The sequence below is a fragment of the Pseudomonas sp. D47 genome (assembly GCF_045447305.1).
GTDB lineage: Bacteria > Pseudomonadota > Gammaproteobacteria > Pseudomonadales > Pseudomonadaceae > Aquipseudomonas.
In genome coordinates, this window is sequence record NZ_JBJGXU010000041.1 from 38,481 (window position 1) to 54,128 (window position 15,648).

The 15,648-nt window shown below is 59.8% G+C and carries 15 protein-coding genes and 1 pseudogene; 8 read left to right on the forward strand and 8 right to left on the reverse strand.

The window, feature by feature from the left end:
- The first annotated feature begins 9 nt into the window (after window positions 1–9).
- From ACI77I_RS22595 to ACI77I_RS22605, 3 genes are all read left to right on the forward strand, one after another.
- Window positions 10–351, forward strand: coding sequence for a type III secretion protein (locus ACI77I_RS22595; protein ID WP_406998476.1), 342 nt, complete (start codon window positions 10–12; stop codon window positions 349–351).
- Between the two features lie 175 nt (window positions 352–526).
- Window positions 527–889: a hypothetical protein gene (locus ACI77I_RS22600; RefSeq protein WP_141240554.1), complete on the forward strand. Its 363-nt coding sequence runs from the start codon at window positions 527–529 to the stop codon at window positions 887–889.
- 1 nt (window position 890) lies between these two features.
- Window positions 891–1,439 carry a type III secretion effector protein gene (locus tag ACI77I_RS22605; RefSeq protein WP_406998477.1) on the forward strand — a complete coding sequence of 183 codons (549 nt, stop codon included), beginning with the start codon at window positions 891–893 and terminating at the stop codon, window positions 1,437–1,439.
- 24 nt (window positions 1,440–1,463) lie between these two features.
- On the opposite strand, the gene ACI77I_RS22610 is transcribed toward ACI77I_RS22605, so the two are convergent.
- Entirely contained in the window at window positions 1,464–2,615 is a 1,152-nt protein-coding gene (locus tag ACI77I_RS22610) for an MFS transporter (protein ID WP_094951220.1), read from the reverse strand.
- A gap of 360 nt (window positions 2,616–2,975) precedes the next feature.
- Here ACI77I_RS22610 and ACI77I_RS22615 point away from each other — a divergent pair, with 360 nt between their 5' ends.
- The 5 genes from ACI77I_RS22615 to ACI77I_RS22635 all read left to right on the forward strand — a co-directional run bounded on the left by ACI77I_RS22615 (window position 2,976) and on the right by ACI77I_RS22635 (window position 10,076).
- Complete coding sequence (locus ACI77I_RS22615; RefSeq protein ID WP_406998478.1) at window positions 2,976–3,962, forward strand: diaminopimelate epimerase; 987 nt, start codon at window positions 2,976–2,978, stop codon at window positions 3,960–3,962.
- Window positions 3,963–4,265: 303 nt separating this feature from the next.
- Entirely contained in the window at window positions 4,266–6,284 is a 2,019-nt protein-coding gene (gene tssI / locus ACI77I_RS22620) for a type VI secretion system tip protein TssI/VgrG (protein ID WP_406998479.1), read from the forward strand.
- Complete coding sequence (locus tag ACI77I_RS22625; protein WP_406998486.1) at window positions 6,284–7,120, forward strand: DUF4123 domain-containing protein; 837 nt, start codon at window positions 6,284–6,286, stop codon at window positions 7,118–7,120. The genes tssI and ACI77I_RS22625 overlap by 1 nt, the downstream gene beginning before the upstream one ends.
- A complete protein-coding gene (locus tag ACI77I_RS22630) occupies window positions 7,113–7,904 on the forward strand; it encodes a hypothetical protein (protein ID WP_094951221.1) in 792 nt (263 codons plus the stop codon). Before ACI77I_RS22625 ends, ACI77I_RS22630 begins: the two co-directional genes overlap by 8 nt.
- A 15-nt stretch (window positions 7,905–7,919) precedes the next feature.
- On the forward strand, window positions 7,920–10,076 hold the full coding sequence (locus tag ACI77I_RS22635) for a lipase family protein (protein WP_406998480.1): 2,157 nt from the start codon (window positions 7,920–7,922) through the stop codon (window positions 10,074–10,076).
- Window positions 10,077–10,084: 8 nt separating this feature from the next.
- On the opposite strand, the gene codA is transcribed toward ACI77I_RS22635, so the two are convergent.
- From codA to ACI77I_RS22670, 7 genes and pseudogenes are all read right to left on the reverse strand, one after another.
- The gene (gene codA, locus ACI77I_RS22640) at window positions 10,085–11,320 is read right to left on the reverse strand and encodes a cytosine deaminase (protein WP_406998481.1); all 1,236 of its coding nucleotides are present in this window, start codon (window positions 11,318–11,320) and stop codon (window positions 10,085–10,087) included.
- A 27-nt stretch (window positions 11,321–11,347) separates the two neighbouring features.
- The gene (locus ACI77I_RS22645) at window positions 11,348–12,565 is read right to left on the reverse strand and encodes a PucR family transcriptional regulator (protein WP_406998482.1); all 1,218 of its coding nucleotides are present in this window, start codon (window positions 12,563–12,565) and stop codon (window positions 11,348–11,350) included.
- Complete coding sequence (gene codB / locus ACI77I_RS22650) at window positions 12,562–13,830, reverse strand: cytosine permease (RefSeq protein WP_406998483.1); 1,269 nt, start codon at window positions 13,828–13,830, stop codon at window positions 12,562–12,564. Before codB ends, ACI77I_RS22645 begins: the two co-directional genes overlap by 4 nt.
- A gap of 191 nt (window positions 13,831–14,021) precedes the next feature.
- Complete coding sequence (locus ACI77I_RS22655; protein ID WP_406998484.1) at window positions 14,022–14,645, reverse strand: NUDIX hydrolase; 624 nt, start codon at window positions 14,643–14,645, stop codon at window positions 14,022–14,024.
- Window positions 14,646–14,654: 9 nt separating this feature from the next.
- A pseudogene (locus ACI77I_RS22660) lies at window positions 14,655–14,840 on the reverse strand (GNAT family N-acetyltransferase); the annotation flags it as partial.
- 138 nt (window positions 14,841–14,978) lie between these two features.
- A complete protein-coding gene (queD, locus tag ACI77I_RS22665; RefSeq protein WP_003237990.1) occupies window positions 14,979–15,335 on the reverse strand; it encodes a 6-carboxytetrahydropterin synthase QueD in 357 nt (118 codons plus the stop codon).
- 63 nt (window positions 15,336–15,398) lie between these two features.
- Window positions 15,399–15,611: an AlpA family transcriptional regulator gene (locus tag ACI77I_RS22670; RefSeq protein ID WP_094951227.1), complete on the reverse strand. Its 213-nt coding sequence runs from the start codon at window positions 15,609–15,611 to the stop codon at window positions 15,399–15,401.
- Window positions 15,612–15,648: the final 37 nt, after the last annotated feature.

Below are 15,648 nucleotides of genomic sequence, written 5' to 3' on the forward strand. Positions count from 1 at the left end.
GGCCCTGACATGACTTCAACTTCGTTTCAATCCTGCCAAGCGGGTGGCCATGACACCCTTCACAACAGCCATCTGGTTGAACGCTCACCCTCGGTAAACGGTGAGGGCGCGTCGCAAGATGTGCTCGGTGTGGCGCTGTCGAACGACTACGCCGCAGAACAGCTGCGCATGAAAGCGCTCGCGGGACAGCGTAGATTCCAGGCCCCGGTTGCCGATGATTTCGCTCGTGGCATGCTTGCCCCAGACGATGGCGACGCGACAGTCACTGCGTCGCTGAAACGCTCCAATGGCGTATGGGCCGCATTGACGGGTGGCCTTACAGCCAGGTGGCGTGGGCAAAAATCTGTTTGATCCAGCGGCCCACTTTTTTACATGCTGTCATTAGTATTCAGCGGTTGCCCGGAACGATTGCATTCAACTCACCACATATCGGTTGCTAGCCGCCCTGGAATGGATTCGAAGAATTTGGGTGCCTCGATGGTGGCCTTCAGGCAAGCGTAGATCCGGAAAAGGTGGGAGATGAAACATGAAAATTGAGAGTGCAATACCGCACGTACAGCCAACGGCCATGGGCGTGCCAGAGGCTGGTCGGGCTTCGTCACCACCCAGTGTTCAGCCGCCTGGCGATGATCATTTCGCCCCGCCGGAGGTAGCGCGGCCGCGCCCCGGCCTGTGGCGCGGAACCTCGCTTTCGCCGCGCCGCCAGGCATTGCAGAACGCGCCGACTGTTCGTGCGAACACAACCCCGCCGGGCCCGAGCTTTACCGATAGCCAACTAGCGAGCGAGTTTCAGAAACACTTTGGCGAATTGCACGACTTTTTACAGGACGGCCGCCTGACGCTGTCATCCCTGCGCAAGATTGCGGCTCAACCGCTGGGGGGCGATTAACGTGCGCGACAGCATCATTCTGGTGGCCAGGGAAATTATCAGTCGCCCGCTACTGAACGATTCGATCATTGATGGCGACGGGTACATCACCCGCGACAGCCTGGGCGCAGCCGCATCAGCCTTGCTCGGTAACAGCTCCCCCGGCGCCTTCAGCCAGGATCCTTTCCATGGCCTGGGCAATGCCGACGTGGTTCAGGCCCTGCAAGGCTACTTCAAGCAATTGAGGGATAAGCCCAAGGACCGCACGGTTTTTTTTGAAACCTTTGAGTACGTGCATATTGCACTGCTCAGAACCGTGATGAATGACCCCGACGACACTGACTCAAATGGCATGCCCATTTTGGAACCGTCCACTGGGCTACCCAAGAAAAAGTACAGCGAACACTGTGTGTACACGGCAAAAAACATCATTGAACGCCCAGGTTTATTGCGTTCGTTAGAGCGCGCCAACAACATGCGCTTGTTAGGTCGCCCCAAGCATGAGGGATGGCTTTGCAATCGAAGCCTGGAGCGCTGGCTGGAACAGCATGAGGTGCACAAGGCCAGGTAACGCCTGGCCTTGAGCAGCAGCGGTTTACACTTTGAGAATTTTACCGCTGATGGCCACACCAGCCAGCAACATCGCAATCAGTACAAAGGCGGTGCTCAAACTGCTGCCGTGGGCGATAAAGCCGATCACCGCAGGGCCTGCGAGAATACCGGCATAACCCAGGGTGGTGATGGCCGGCACCGCAATATGCTCCGGCATAACTGTTTGCTTACCTACCGCGGTGTACAGCACCGGCACGATATTCGAACAACCGGCGCCTACCAAGGCATACCCCAGTAGCGCGGTTTCCCAAGCGGGGAAGAGTGTGGCGAGTAACATGCCGGCGGTGGCCAGCGCGCCGCCAATCACAATCACCCGGGTGGCGCCCAGGCGTCGAACAATCGCATCACCGGTCAGGCGGCCTGCGGTCATGGTCAAGGCAAAGGCCGCGTAGCCAAGCCCGGCGTAAGCCTCATCGAGACCCCGCTCGGCGCTGAGGAACACTGCGCTCCAATCCAGCACGGCGCCTTCGGCCAGAAACACGATGAAGCACAGGCAGCCGATAAACAGCACCACGCCGTGAGGCACGGCAAATGCCGGGCCCGAGCTTTCACTGCCGTAGGGCAACAGGTGTGGCCCGGCCTTGAGCAGCGCGGCCGCCATGATGACAATCACCACCAGGGTCGCCTGCAACGGCGACAGGCCCAACCCCAGCAGCCCGGAAACACCTGCCGCGCCGACGATGCCGCCCAGGCTGAACAAACCGTGGAAGCCCGACATCATGGTTTTGCCGCTGGCACGCTCCACAATCACCGCTTGCAGGTTGACCGTCGAATCCACGGTGCCTAGGCCTGCGCCAAACAGAAACAAGCCTGCCATCAGCAGCGGGATCGAACTGACCGTGGCGAGCATCGGCAATGCCAGGCAGATCATGATCGTACCGGCAGTCAGCACACGTCGGCAGCCAAAGCGTGATGCCAAGGCACCCGCCACTGGCATCGCGATGATCGACCCCACCCCCAGGCACAACAGCAACAGGCCAAGCGTGCCCTCATTGAGTTGCGCGCGCGCTTTGGCGTACGGCACTAGCGGTGCCCAAGCGGCGATACCGAAGCCGGCGATGAAAAAAGCGATACGGGTCGACATTTGCTCCAGCCGCCCGGGAACCACGGGCGCTGGGGTGGGGATGGCAGTCATGAAAAATCCTTGGTTTTGCGTTCAACGAACGATGTCCGGCGCGACATCCTTGCACATCAGGCCTTGTCGAGCGAGCCAGGTTCCCTGCGGATTGCGGATTGCGCTTGGGATAACGACTTTTATTTTTACAAACTCGGAACGCTCTGCACGAAGTCGCCACACATAAGCGTATCGAACGTGCGGGATGTGGCCTGGAAGGTGCGTAATCCTGGTGAGAATTGCTGAACCCCGGGGTTCTTGCACTGGATTACCACCTTCCAGGCCACCTCCCACAGGTTGGCGGTTCTGTAATACGCTGCCGCTCCAGTGTGTAGGCAATTGGATAGGCGAGCCGATGAAGGTTTTGAAACGGGTGGCAAAATGACCCTGTTCTACGACGCGCGGGGCAATATCTACGGCGTGGTCAGCCCGGCGTATCTGCGTAACCAAGGCGTTGACGTGCCCGAGCACGCGGGCCTGGCCGCGAGTACTCGCAAGGCTTGGACACCGTCGGCTATCGCCGCTGAATGTGGGTGGGGCGCCTTGCCCCATGCGGCCGATGCCAAGGCACACCGCTGCGATGGTTTGTTGGTCGGGCCATTCCAGGCCGCGCCGCCGTTTGACGTGCTGATCGTCAATACGGATGGCTCACTCGCCGAACGCAGCGGCAACGGCTTGACCATTTTTGCCCAGGCGCTGACCGATCAAGGCTTGATGACTCAGGGCTGTGAATTGCGCGTCCATCACGACAACGTGCACACGGCGTCACCGCTTGCGACCCATGTGGAACCTGCGGTCAACGAACAGGTTGCGGGCTTCTGGCTGGCCCTGGGGCAGCCGGCGTTCGGGCCATCTGCAGTGGCGGCTTGCGGTATTGAGCCGATCACTATGGGGCATCGAGAATTCAGCCATGTCGCTGCGCTGGCTGCGATCAACCCGCAATGGGCGCACAGCCAGTTTGTCCGTGTCGGCAACCCCCACTGCGTGACGCTCGCGGAGCACGCAGGGGCATTACCTGACAATCAGTCGATGCATCAGAGCGCATTGTTTGACCCTTTGCAGGCGATTGCCTTTGCGCCACCGGTGGGGCGCGGCCAACCCTGTGTGGCTGGCGTCAACCTGCAATGGGCCGCAAGGTCTTCGGGCAATCGGGTGATTGCGCGAGTGTTTGAGCGGGGCGAGGGGCCAACTGCGTCCTCCGGGACCAGTGCCATTGCTGTGGCATGCGCGGCATGGCGGGCCGGTTGGGTTGAGGCTGGAGAAGTGGCCGTGGTCATGCCAGGTGGCACTGCGCCGGTACGGTTGCAGGGTCAGGCTGAAATATTGCTGAGCGTCAGTTTGTTCGGGACTGCACAGCGGCAAACCTGAATGTTGGTGTGCGGCTGATATCTTGAATAAGTGTCGGCTGTTTCCTTATCAACTAGTTAAGTTTGTAAAGTTGATGTGGGAAGTTTCTTGTTGTGGAAATGTGTTTAATTGATCGTTTGTCTTGTTTTGTAAAAGACACTTCCTCCCAAGTCGTACGAAACTTCTTTTTTGTTTTTTTCGGCGCCGCAATTCGCCTGTAATCGCTAAGCTTTAGGGCGTTCAGGTGCTTTTTTCCAGCAGTTAAATCGGTATCCGATGGGAGAAAGCCTTTCAATCAAATCATTGATGATGGGTAACTTGCGGATGGTTGATGCGTTTGTTTTTTCACGTTTTAAATTGATACTTCCACAAGTGAACAACGACTTTCAGGTGTTGGCCTTCAAAGGCAGCGAGTCCCTGGACCAGCCTTATTTCATTGAGTTGCAATTAGTCAGCGAAAACCCTTCCCTGGACCTGGAGGCGCTGCTCCACCAGCCTGCCTATCTAGACGTTGGCGAAGCGGATGCGGGCCTGCATGGGCAGGTCTACGCCATTGGCCGGGATGACCCCGGCGCCCGGCTGACCCGCTATCACCTCACCCTGGCACCCCGCCTGGCGTGCCTTGCCCATCGGCGTGACCAGCGGATCTTCCAGCAACGCAGCGTGCCGCAGATCATCGTCGCGGTACTCGAACACCATGGCATCTTTGCCGACGCCTATGCCTTCGAACTTGGCCCTGTGGTCTATCCACCGCGCACGTTCTGTGTGCAATACGCGGAAAGCGACCTGCACTTTATCCAACGGCTGTGCGAAGAGGAGGGCATTCACTACCACTTTCGCCACAGCCCGAATAATCATTTGCTGGTGTTTGGTGATGATCAAACGGTGTTTCGACGCTTGCCTGTGCAGCAATACTGCGCGGTGGGCGACCTGGCGGCTGAAACAAGAGCGATCCGGCGTTTCGACGTGCGCCTGGAAACCCGCAGCCGCCAAACGGTGCGCCGCGATCATGACTTCGAACATCCGTCGTTGCGCCTGCAACAAAAGGCCAGTGCTGCAGCGTTGCAAACCCTTGAAGATTACCGTTGCCCCGCCGGTTTTACCGGCCACGCACGTGGCAAGCAACTGGCACGTCGGGGGTTGGAACGCCATCTGAGCGATCGCCATCGTGCATTGGGTAAAAGTGATCAACCGGCGTTAAGCAGCGGCTACTTTCTAGAGCTGCGTGATCACCCGGACCCTGCCTGCAACGACCTGTGGTTGATCACGTCGGTGCGTCATGAGGGGTATCAACCGCAAGTGCTGGAGGAGGCCGTGCTTGAGGCTGACGTATTCCAAGGCTATCGCAATCGATTCACCGCTACGCCATGGCGTGCAACGCATCGACCGCCCCTCAAACATCCCAAACCGACGATCAGCGGCAGCCAGACGGCCACGGTGACCGGGCCGGAAGGCGAGGAGGTGCATTGCGATGCCTACGGTCGGGTGAAGGTCCGTTTTCACTGGGACCGGCTGGACAAAACCGACGATAAAAGCAGTTGCTGGGTCCGAGTGGCTTCCGGCTGGGCAGGCGATGGCTTCGGCGCGATGCTGATCCCTCGGGTGGGCATGGAGGTGCTGGTGACCTTTCTGGACGGCGACCCCGACCAGCCCTTGATCAACGGCTGCCTGTCCAATGCGTTGCACATGCCAGCTTATCCTTTGCCACAACACAAGACGCGCAGCGTGTTGCGCAGCTGCAGCGCCCTGGGCGGCGGCGGGGCCAACGAGCTGCACCTTGAAGACCGTCGCGGCGAGGAGCTTATCTACCTGCGCGCCCAACGGGACCTGGAGCAGCAGGTGGGGCATGACAGCCGCCTGGAAGTGGCCGGAGAGCGCCGTGAAATCATTCGTGGGGCAAGCACGGTTCGCCTGGAAAGCGAAGAGCACCATCACACCACGGGTAATCGCAACGTGGTGCTCCAAGCGAATGATCGCCTGGATGTGCAAGGTAACAGTGAGACCCGTGTGGGGCGCACGCTGGTCATCGAAGCCGGGCAACAGGTTTATCTCAAGGCCGGTGCCAGCCTGGTCATCGATGCAGGCGCACAATTGAGTTTGCAGGCCGGGGGAGAGCACCTGATGATCCAGGCGGGTGGGGTGTTCAGCAGTCGGCCCATCACTGTCGGCGGCGCCCCGCCTGCAAGCGTGTCGGCGAACCCGTTTTCTGCAGCGGGTGGCCCGAAGTTTACAGCGGCGCAGGGCGCCATCATGGATACGGCCCGGCAGTTAGGTGCCGACTACTGCCCAGTGTGTGAGCAATGCCGTGAAGGTCGGTGCGACATCCCAAGGATGGCTGCATGATGGAGCGCATGCCCAGCCTGTGGATGGCCCGACAGCAACAGGCGGGGCGCCGCCTTTGTTTGATCCTTGAGGGAAACAATGACGCCCGCGAGCCGTTGTTGGCGGCTCGTAATGTTTCGCAGTACTGCTTTCTCTACGGTGAAACGGCCGTGGCCGAGCTGGCAACTCTTGGCCCGGTGATCCTGCTGCTGGAGCAGGTAGGGGAGCCCGCGCTGGTTCAATTGCTACAACACCCGCAGGCGAATTGGGGCTGGCTGGGCAGCCTGCCCGATGATGACCTGGCCGGAGTGGCTCGACACTGGCGCGAGCGAATGTTGGTAGGGCCCGCAGGCAGCCAGGCGCTGTATCGCTTTCACGATAACCGTACCGTGGCCCGCGCTTTAGCCCACCTGCCGATCGAACGTTGGCCGGTGTTTCTCGGGCCACTGATCAACGTGTACTACTGGCATGAGGGCCACTGGTGCGAGGGCGAAAACCCTGCCCCCGGTGAGTATCCGACGCCTGTGCCCGCGCCCTGGCTGAACACGCCCAACCCCCTGGCCGACGCCATCCTGCACGCCAATATCCTGCGCTACCTGCTGACCGAGCACGGCGAGGGCTTGGCCGCCTTGGTCGAATTTCAGGAGCCCAGAATCTGGCTGGCCCAGGTGCTGGAACAAGCACGCGGCTGGCAATGGCGTGGGCCGCAGCAACTTGAATTCCTGGTGGTTCGGAGGTTGGAGGAGGCGACGCGAAGCAGTGTGATCCAGTGGCAGCCGCTGCAAGAGGAGGCGCCTGGCGATCATTTTGAGCGAGTGTCGCAGCAGTGGCGCACGTTGAGGAGTAAGCATGAGTAAGCGACTGCGTGGCGCCTTGATTGCGCTTGTAACGGGATGGCTTTCGGGGTGTGCACTGGTGCCGTCGGGGCCGGTGAATCACTTTACGCTGGAGGTGGACTTGCCGGCGCAATTCAGATTTGTAGGCGCGGCTTACTATGAACCCGCCAGGTACCAAATGTGCAAGTTGCCACAGCGTCGAGGCAACAGGCCTGAACGCAAGATCATTATTGCTGAATACAAACCCGTGGCTGGAAGGATGAGTTATGACCTGCCGTTGACTCAAACCATTGAGGGGTGCCCTACGACGCTACACCGTGTGATCTTCGAATTTTATGCGAAGTGGGGCGAGCGCAGCAGTGATGTCGGTGGGGATCTGGGGGGGATCTACTTTATGGATCCTATTGAGTCTGAGGATGTGGCGGGGATGCCGGATTCGGGCGTACAGGAATTACCTGGGCAATGTATGTGGTTTTTTCGGACGGTGGGGCGGTCGCATGCGATCAGGAAACTGCTGGAATGCAAAGCATTGGACGCAATGGGACAGCGGCAAAAAGTCCGGGCGGGTGGGCTTGTACAGCGCGAGTTGCTACCCGGAAAGACACTCAGGCTGGTGCTGGCATTTACAGACGAGGAGGCGCCGGCTTTTGACCGACGGTGGATAGCTGTACCAGGCGGCTGGAAACGCTGCCGGGGGGAAAGTTATGAGGATACGCGGGGCATTTGCGACAGCGATACAACAGACTTTAAACCCATAATAATGCCGGATGGACGCTCTTGTGATGTCTATCCCACGTGTAAATAACAAGGGAACTGGTTCATGAAACAGGAAGCATGGAAGCAACCTTTTTTTAGTAGCAAGATGCCTGCTTGCGCGTTGAAAGGGCACTGGGCAAGCTTTTGTCTGGTTGATGAAACGGGCTGTGGGAAGGCGTACGGCGGGCTCGCGTACAGCATCTGCGACAGTACAGGGCAGCAGTACAACGGAAGGCTGACGGGGGAGGGATTTGCCAAGCTGCAAGGGTTTTACTGCGGTCCCGTCGTGCTTGCTTTGGAAGGGCTGTATTCTGGGAAAGAGGAGCCGTATTTTGAATTGAGTACGCGCCAGAGTTACAGATTACCTATCACCGAACTCCAAATTCGCGCTGAACAAACCCGCTTTGTTGCGGCTGATGGTCAGCGCATTGAGGGTAACCCCGCACAGCGGCAAGCGGATCGGTTTTATCAGGTTGAAGTACGCGACTTGGTCCGACATGTTGCCCACTTGCCGCCGTTGGCGCCCCGGATCTTCGCACCTCAGCGGCACGCGCTAAGAATGATGGCTGAGCTTGGGTTCGGTCCGCCTCAGCCGGCTTTGTCAGGCGTTGTGCTGTTCCCTAACCTGCACACAGTGCTGGAAGTACGACCGTTGCGTGCGCTACGCCCGATGCTGTCCGGGGGGGATCGGTTTTGTGCCTTGAACCTGTATCAACTGGCGCTCATGTCTACGTTGAGTTACTGCGAATTTGGCCAGGAGCCTCCAACCCGACCAGTGGATAAAGTCAGCTTTCCGCGGGATCCAAGCATAGGGAATTTGTTTGCGGAAAAACTCTCGGGGTATCAGGAAGCCTGGAAGGTCGACGGTAAGCAGGTTCAACGCTTTTATCCGCTCTATGAGGAAGTCGCCTACTCACAGCGCTTTGAAATTGTGCCCTTCGATCCGGAGTTGTATTCGCAGAACCGTACGCAGCTTGGAGCGAAACAGGAGCATCCTGCTCTCGTGCACTTTTTCGACGATAAAAATTTCGGCACTGATACGCAGGCATTTATTACTCACCACGATGAAGTCATCCTGATTGCTGTGCGAGGCACCGCCAGTGGCGCTGACGCACTGCGAGACGCAAACGCTCACCAAGTGCCGTTTGCCGATGGCGTAGGTAAAGCCCATGAAGGCTTCTATCTGGCCTATCGAGCGATGCGCGAATTTGTCTTGCAATACCTCGATAAATTTCACGACCGCCAACGCATTATCATTTGTGGGCACAGCCTTGGTGGCGCCATCGCCTTGCTACTGGCAGAAGGGCTGCGTCGAGTCTCCAGCGCCCACTACAACATTCTTCTCTACACCTACGGTGCGCCTCGCGGCGCCGACACCGAGTTCACCGAAGGCGCCTCATCCCTGGTCCACCACCGCATCGTCAACCACAACGACCCGGTCCCCAGTGTTCCCGCCACATGGATGAACACCACCGCCAAACTCTGGGTTCCTGGGGCCGTGATATTGTTCAGTGCCCCAGCGTCGGGCGGCTTGTTATTCGCCGCCGGGCTGGTGCGCGTCGTTGGCAATCCTTACCAGCATCATGGTGAACAACAGCACTTCATGCCGATCACGCTTCCGGATGGCACGCACTCCTCGGTGTTATGGCGGCCCGCGTGTGAGTCCATCCTGGAGGCCGGCTGTAATCGGGCGCTGCAACTGCAGGGCGACATGCCCGACCGCGCCAACCTGCTGAAACAACTGTTCCAGGCCAGCCAACACTCCATGACCGCCAGCTATATTCCAGCAGCCTGGGCCACATTTCGTCGCTGGCAACAAACCGTGGATAGGCAAGGGCCTTTGGTCACGCCAAGAGAGTTCGAGTTACTGGACCATGCGCTCGAAACCATGACTCAACAACTGCGCGACAAAAACCGCGAGCTTGATCGCCGCCGCCCTTCAAACCAGCGCGGATATGGGCACGAACATAACCAGGCGTTGAATGCTGAAATCGATCGGTTGCGCACCAGTCGCCAGCGCCTGGAAACCCTACGCTGGCGACGTCTGGAAGCGCGCGACGTATACGGCAGTCACGCGTCCTCCAACTATTTGCAACCCAGCCTGAAGCGCTGGTTCAGCCACCACGAAAACCGTGTGCTGGCGCAAGTTGCCAGTATTCCTTCACCGACTCATAACGGCCCAGGGCGTGCGCAACCGTTGGACCTCGATTCGATTGTCTGAAACGGCGCCTATAAAAACGCCACCTGCGCCGGTTGCCGTTTCATCAGCACCTTGCCATTGCGGATCGAGTACAGCGGCAGGCCTTGGCTGCGGATCACCTCGTAGTCGCTGTCGGCCGACAAGATCAACAGGTTGGCCGGGCGCCCAGGTTCCAGGCCATAACGCTCACCCAGGGCCATGGCTTTGGCGCTGTTGTCGGTGACCAGGTCCAGGGCGCTTTGCAGGTTGCGGTAGCCGAGCATGTGGCAGATGTGCAAACCGGCCTCCAGCACACGCAGAATGTTGCCGTTACCGAGGGGGTACCAGGGATCGACAATGGAGTCCTGGCCGAAGCACACGTTCATGCCGGCTTCGAGCAGTTCGTTGACGCGGGTCACGCCGCGGCGTTTCGGGAAACTGTCGAAACGCCCTTGCAGGTGGATGCTTTCGGTGGGGCAGGAGACGAAGTTGATGCCCGAGTGCCCCAACAGGCGGAACAGTTTGGCGCAGTAGGCATTGTCGTAAGAGCCCATGGCCGTGGTGTGGCTGGCGGTCACGCGCGCGCCCATGTCACGGCTGCGGGCTTCTTCGGCGAGCACTTCGAGAAACCGCGAGTGCGGGTCATCGGTTTCGTCGCAGTGCACGTCCACCAGGCAGCCGGTGCGTTCGGCCAGGTCCATGAGGAACTTCACCGAACTCACGCCTTGGTCGCGGGTGTATTCAAAGTGGGGAATGCCCCCTACCACGTCGGCACCCAGGCGGATGGCTTCTTCCATCAGTTCGCGGCCATTGCGGTAGGACTCGATGCCTTCCTGGGGAAACGCGACGATTTGCAGGTCGATCAGGTGCGAGCTTTCTTCTCGCACCTCGAGCATGGCTTTGAGCGCTGTGAGGTCGGGGTCGGTGACGTCGACGTGGGTGCGCACATGTTGGATGCCGTGGGCGGCCAGGGCCTGGATGGTTTTCTTGGCGCGGGTCTTGGTGTCCTCTTGAGTGATGGTGGCTTTACGCTCGCCCCAGCACTCGATGCCCTCGAACAGCGTGCCGCTCATGTTCCAGCGCGGCTCGCCGGCGGTCAGGGTGGCGTCGAGGTGAATATGCGGCTCAACAAAAGGCGGTATGACCAGGTTGCCGGCGGCGTCCAAGTCGCCGGCCGTTAAAGCAGGCACCCGCGTTTGTGGGGTGATGCTGGCGATCCGGCCGTGTTCCAGGTGCAGATCATGCAGGCCTTCACGGTTGCGCAGGCGGGCGTTGATGATATGCATGGGCAAGTTCCTCTTGGCTAAAGACAGTCAGGCAGATAGCCGCCAGATCATCAGGGCGATGCCGATGTCCAGGCGGTCATATGAGTTGTCCAGCGTCAGCCCACAGAGGGCTTCGATGCGCTGGACGCGGTGTGTCAGGGTGTTGCGGTGCACGGCCAGGCGCTGGGCGGCGGCGACTAGATTACCATTCTCGTGAAACCAGGCTTCCAGGGTCGGCATCAGGCTTGGGCCATGGTGCAGGTCGTGACGCAGCAACGGCCCCAAGCGCTCGTTAAGAAACTGGTCGAGCAGGGCGCGATCACGCACGCCGCTGAGCAGTTTCAACACGCCCAGTTCGTCATACACACAGAGCCCGTTGCGGTCGCTGAAACGCCGCGCCGCCGTCAGCGCCTGGCGTGCTTCATCGTGCGCCTGGGCTAGGCGCGCAGGAGGGTGCGCAGCGGCGCTCAGGCCGATAAACAGCTTCAAGGGTGCCAGGCGCAGGTTCAAGGGGTTAAGCCAAGCGGCCAATTGCTCACGGTTGGCCAGCGCCGCAACAGCATCGGTGGCCGGCAGCAGCAAGGTCCATTGCCCAGCCCGCCCCAGCACCGGCAACAGCGCATGACGCTGCGCCGAAAACTGCCGCAGCCGACGGCCAATACTGTCGTGCTGGCGCGCCAACTGCGCCTCCACCTGCGCCGTGTCGTTTTGGGCAAATAACGCCTCGCCACCCTCCAGTTGCAACTGGACGATCTGCCAATGCCCTGCCAGCGACATGCCCAGTTGCGCGGCGCGATGCAGCAACACCTCCAAGGATTGATAATCACCGGCCAGCAAGCGCTCCAGCACATCATGCCGCGAACGGCCCAGTTGCTCGGACTGGATCAACGCCGAGCCAATCGCCTGGGTCACCAGCACCATTTTCAGCGAATAAGGTTGCTCGATCAGCGGCATACCGGCGGCTTCGGCGGCGTCCAATAAGCGTTGGGGAATCGCCTGGATATAGGCAGGCCCTGTAAGAATCACCAACCCGGCGACTTGGCGCTGACAGGCCTCATCCAGCAAACGCAGCAAGTTGGCCTCATCGCGCGGGTGGTTGATACCGGTGACGAACACCAGTTCGCCACCCAGTACCCATTCGGCGATCCCACTGTTTTCCGCGACATAGGGCCAGCGCACGGTGTTATCGCGGCCGGTGTCACCGGCGCGCAGGCGCATCGATTCCAGGCCCGGCAAGGCCAGCACATCCGCGACCGTCAGGCTCATACCGGGGCGTCAGCCAGCGGCGCACGTATGCGCAGTACTAATGTCAGCACTATGTAGGTCAGCGACGCCGCCACAATCCCCACCAACGGCGCTACCCATGGCGAGTGGAACGCCAGCACGGTGCCCACCGCATAGGCCACCAGCCCAGGCCAATTGAAGGCGGGCAGGCGTGTCTCGGCCAGGCGCGGGTACTGGCCGCGATAGCGGTAGAAGAAGTCGGCCATGATCACCCCGCCAATGGGCGGGATCACCGTGCCCAGCAGAATCAGGTAGGGCACCAGCATGTCGTACATGCCGAGCAGCGCCAGCAGGGTGCCGATCACTGCACCGGCGAGCGTCACGGTCTTGCGGCGTTTAGTGCGTAGCAGGTTGCAGCCGGCGACGGCGAAGTTATAGATGGTGTTGTCCTGGGTGCTCCAGATATTGAGCAGCAACATGGCCATTGCCGCCATGGCGAAGCCTTGCACCAGCAACACTTCGACCACGTCCGGTTGTTGATAGACGATGGCGCCATACGCCCCGATCAGCACCATCAAGCCATTGCCGACAAAAAATCCAATCAGGCTGGCCAGCACCGCGACCTTGGCCGAGCGGGAGAATCGCGTCCAGTTGGTGGCCTGGGTCGCGCCGCTGACAAAGGTGCCGAACACCAGGGTGATCGCGGTGGACAAGTCCAGTTCAGCCGTGGGCACCACCGCCAGCAGGCCATCCAGGCCGCCGACTTTAACGGTGGCGACCCACATCGACACAAACAGTAAAATGCCCATGGCCGGCACTGCGATGTAGGACAGGATCTCCAGCCCGCGATACCCCACATACGCGGTGGCGCAGAACACCATGCCGAACAGCACCATCAACCCCAGCACGCTGCCTTGGCTCAGCTCGAAGTACTTGCCCAGCACCACCGCGGCGGTGGCGGTGCCCCAGGCGTACCAGCCGATCTGGGTGAAGCCGAGGATCAAGTCACTGAGCTTGCTGCCCACTTCGCCAAAGCAGAAGCGGCCCATCAACACCGAATTCAAGCCACTCTTGAAGGCGATGTAACCCAGGCCAGCGGCGTAGATGCCCAGCAGTAGGTTACCCAAGGCCACGACGCCGAGCATGTCGGTGAAACTGAACGCTACGCCCAGCTTGCCGCCGGCAAACATGGTCGCGGTAAAAAACGTAAACCCCAGCAGCACCATGGCGGTGGACGCCAAGCCTTTGCGCGCATGCATCGGCACTTCGCTGAGGGGATAATCGTTGCCCGGTTCTTGCTGCGTCATGTGCCTTGCTCCCTGAATGAGTGACGCAGGCTTATTGCACCGCGCGTGCCAAATCAGCAGCAGTGGCGCACGCACGGTGGGCGTTGTGCACTGTGCACAGTATTTATAGCCAAACAGGGGTGAATGGCCGGAAGGGGTGGTCTTTGTGCCCAGTCGGGCACGAAAGCGGTGCGCCAGTGATACAAATTGGATCAGTCGAACAGCGTCTGGGTGGTCTCGCCGCGATGAAACGCAAACGCAGCCTGCAGATCACTTTCGATGGTGCGCCCACGGGACAGGGGCGGCAGCTCATCCAAAGCAAAAAAGCCCACGTCTGTGGTTTCGAATCCGGCCATCGGTGCTAGCTGATCCACGCGTTCACACAGGAAGTACAACTTGTAGAAGTCCCGCACATCCGGGCGGTACAAACCCTTGGCCTTGTGCGTGACGCTGTACAGCGCCCGCGCAGTAACGTTCAGCCCGGCTTCCTCGCGAATCTCCTTGACGATGTTTTGCGCCGCCGACAAACCAATATCGGCGTAGCCACCCGGCAGCGCCCAACCGCCATCGGTCAGCTCACGCACCAGCAGAATGCGCTCGCCCTCGATCACCGCGCCGCGCACATCGATCATGGGCGTCGAATAGCGCTTGGCGAAATCCGGCACCAGCCCGGTGATACGTTCCAGCGGCACATCCGCCAGTTGCGCCAGCATGCTATGGGCAATCTCGGCGATTTCCTCAAGGCGTTCGCGCTCAAAGGCGTCGGTGCAAAAATGCAGCCCCGTGGACGCCAATGCCTGCAGGCGCTTGGCCTGGGCCAGCCAGATAGTTTCCATGGGCTTCTCCTAGAGGCGTTTGGTCATGTACGCGCGGCGCAGGCCATGCTCTTGCGCGCGATGGGTTTCGACATAGCCGCGGCGGGTGTACAGCGTGATGTTTTCGGTCATGGTTTCATGGGTGTACAGGCGGATCGCTTCGTAGCCCGCGTCGATCGCCTGTTGCTGCGCAAAGCCCATCAACAGCCGCCCGAAATCAGGGGCGACGGCCCGGCAGTGGCGGGGCGTATTGAAGGGCGCATCCACGCGTGCTCGTTTTGGTGGGGAGCCACGACTGTAAGGTAGGCGGCCATAAAAAAACCACCGCAAGGGTGGTTTTTTTACCGCAGCGGCTTACTCGCCGCGATAAATGCAACCGCTGGTGCAGGTCTCATGGATGCGAATCGCGCTGAGTTCCGGCAGCAGAGGTTTCAGCTCAGTCCAGATCCACTTGGCCAGCACTTCGCTGGTCGGGTTTTCCAGGCCTGGGATGTCGTTGAGGTAGTTGTGGTCGAGGCGTTCATAGAGCGGCTTGAAAATCGCCTTGATCTCCGAGAAGTCGCGAATCCAGCCGGTATGGGGATCCAGGTCGCCGCTCAGGTGGATTGCCACCTTGAACGAATGCCCATGCAGGCGCCCGCATTTGTGGCCTTCCGGTACGTGGGGCAGGCGGTGGGCGGACTCGAAGGTAAACTCTTTGAAGATTTCCACGGTGTGACCTGTAGGGCTTGTGTTGCGTGGCTTTGGGAATATTGTCAGTTGATGGTGTACTGATCAATGTACTGATTGGTCGTTGCTGGGCGCTGTTGAGGTCATCCATTCAGCGATTGCCGACTGGCGCCAAGCGACCGAATTGGGGCCTATTCTAACCTGTTTTGGGAATGTGCCCTCCCTGATCCGCCTATAAACTGTATTGCGGCCCAGGCCTGTGGTGTAAAGCACCTCGTCGAGGCGAAGGAAGCGATCAATTTTCTCTGCTGCTGCCATGTTGATTCTCCGTGCCGCGGGCGGCGTGAGTCAATGA

What these genes read in the sequence shown, in the direction of transcription:
- ACI77I_RS22595 (WP_406998476.1), top strand. Translation starts at nt 10, where the DNA reads ATGACTTCAACTTCGTTTCAATCCTGCCAAGCGGGTGGCCATGACACC.
- ACI77I_RS22600 (WP_141240554.1), top strand. Translation starts at nt 527, where the DNA reads ATGAAAATTGAGAGTGCAATACCGCACGTACAGCCAACGGCCATGGGC.
- ACI77I_RS22610 (WP_094951220.1), bottom strand. Translation starts at nt 2,615, where the DNA reads ATGACTGCCATCCCCACCCCAGCGCCCGTGGTTCCCGGGCGGCTGGAG.
- ACI77I_RS22615 (WP_406998478.1), top strand. Translation starts at nt 2,976, where the DNA reads ATGACCCTGTTCTACGACGCGCGGGGCAATATCTACGGCGTGGTCAGC.
- tssI (WP_406998479.1), top strand. Translation starts at nt 4,266, where the DNA reads ATGGTTGATGCGTTTGTTTTTTCACGTTTTAAATTGATACTTCCACAA.
- ACI77I_RS22625 (WP_406998486.1), top strand. Translation starts at nt 6,284, where the DNA reads ATGGAGCGCATGCCCAGCCTGTGGATGGCCCGACAGCAACAGGCGGGG.
- ACI77I_RS22630 (WP_094951221.1), top strand. Translation starts at nt 7,113, where the DNA reads ATGAGTAAGCGACTGCGTGGCGCCTTGATTGCGCTTGTAACGGGATGG.
- ACI77I_RS22635 (WP_406998480.1), top strand. Translation starts at nt 7,920, where the DNA reads ATGAAACAGGAAGCATGGAAGCAACCTTTTTTTAGTAGCAAGATGCCT.
- codA (WP_406998481.1), bottom strand. Translation starts at nt 11,320, where the DNA reads ATGCATATCATCAACGCCCGCCTGCGCAACCGTGAAGGCCTGCATGAT.
- ACI77I_RS22645 (WP_406998482.1), bottom strand. Translation starts at nt 12,565, where the DNA reads ATGAGCCTGACGGTCGCGGATGTGCTGGCCTTGCCGGGCCTGGAATCG.
- codB (WP_406998483.1), bottom strand. Translation starts at nt 13,830, where the DNA reads ATGACGCAGCAAGAACCGGGCAACGATTATCCCCTCAGCGAAGTGCCG.
- ACI77I_RS22655 (WP_406998484.1), bottom strand. Translation starts at nt 14,645, where the DNA reads ATGGAAACTATCTGGCTGGCCCAGGCCAAGCGCCTGCAGGCATTGGCG.
- ACI77I_RS22670 (WP_094951227.1), bottom strand. Translation starts at nt 15,611, where the DNA reads ATGGCAGCAGCAGAGAAAATTGATCGCTTCCTTCGCCTCGACGAGGTG.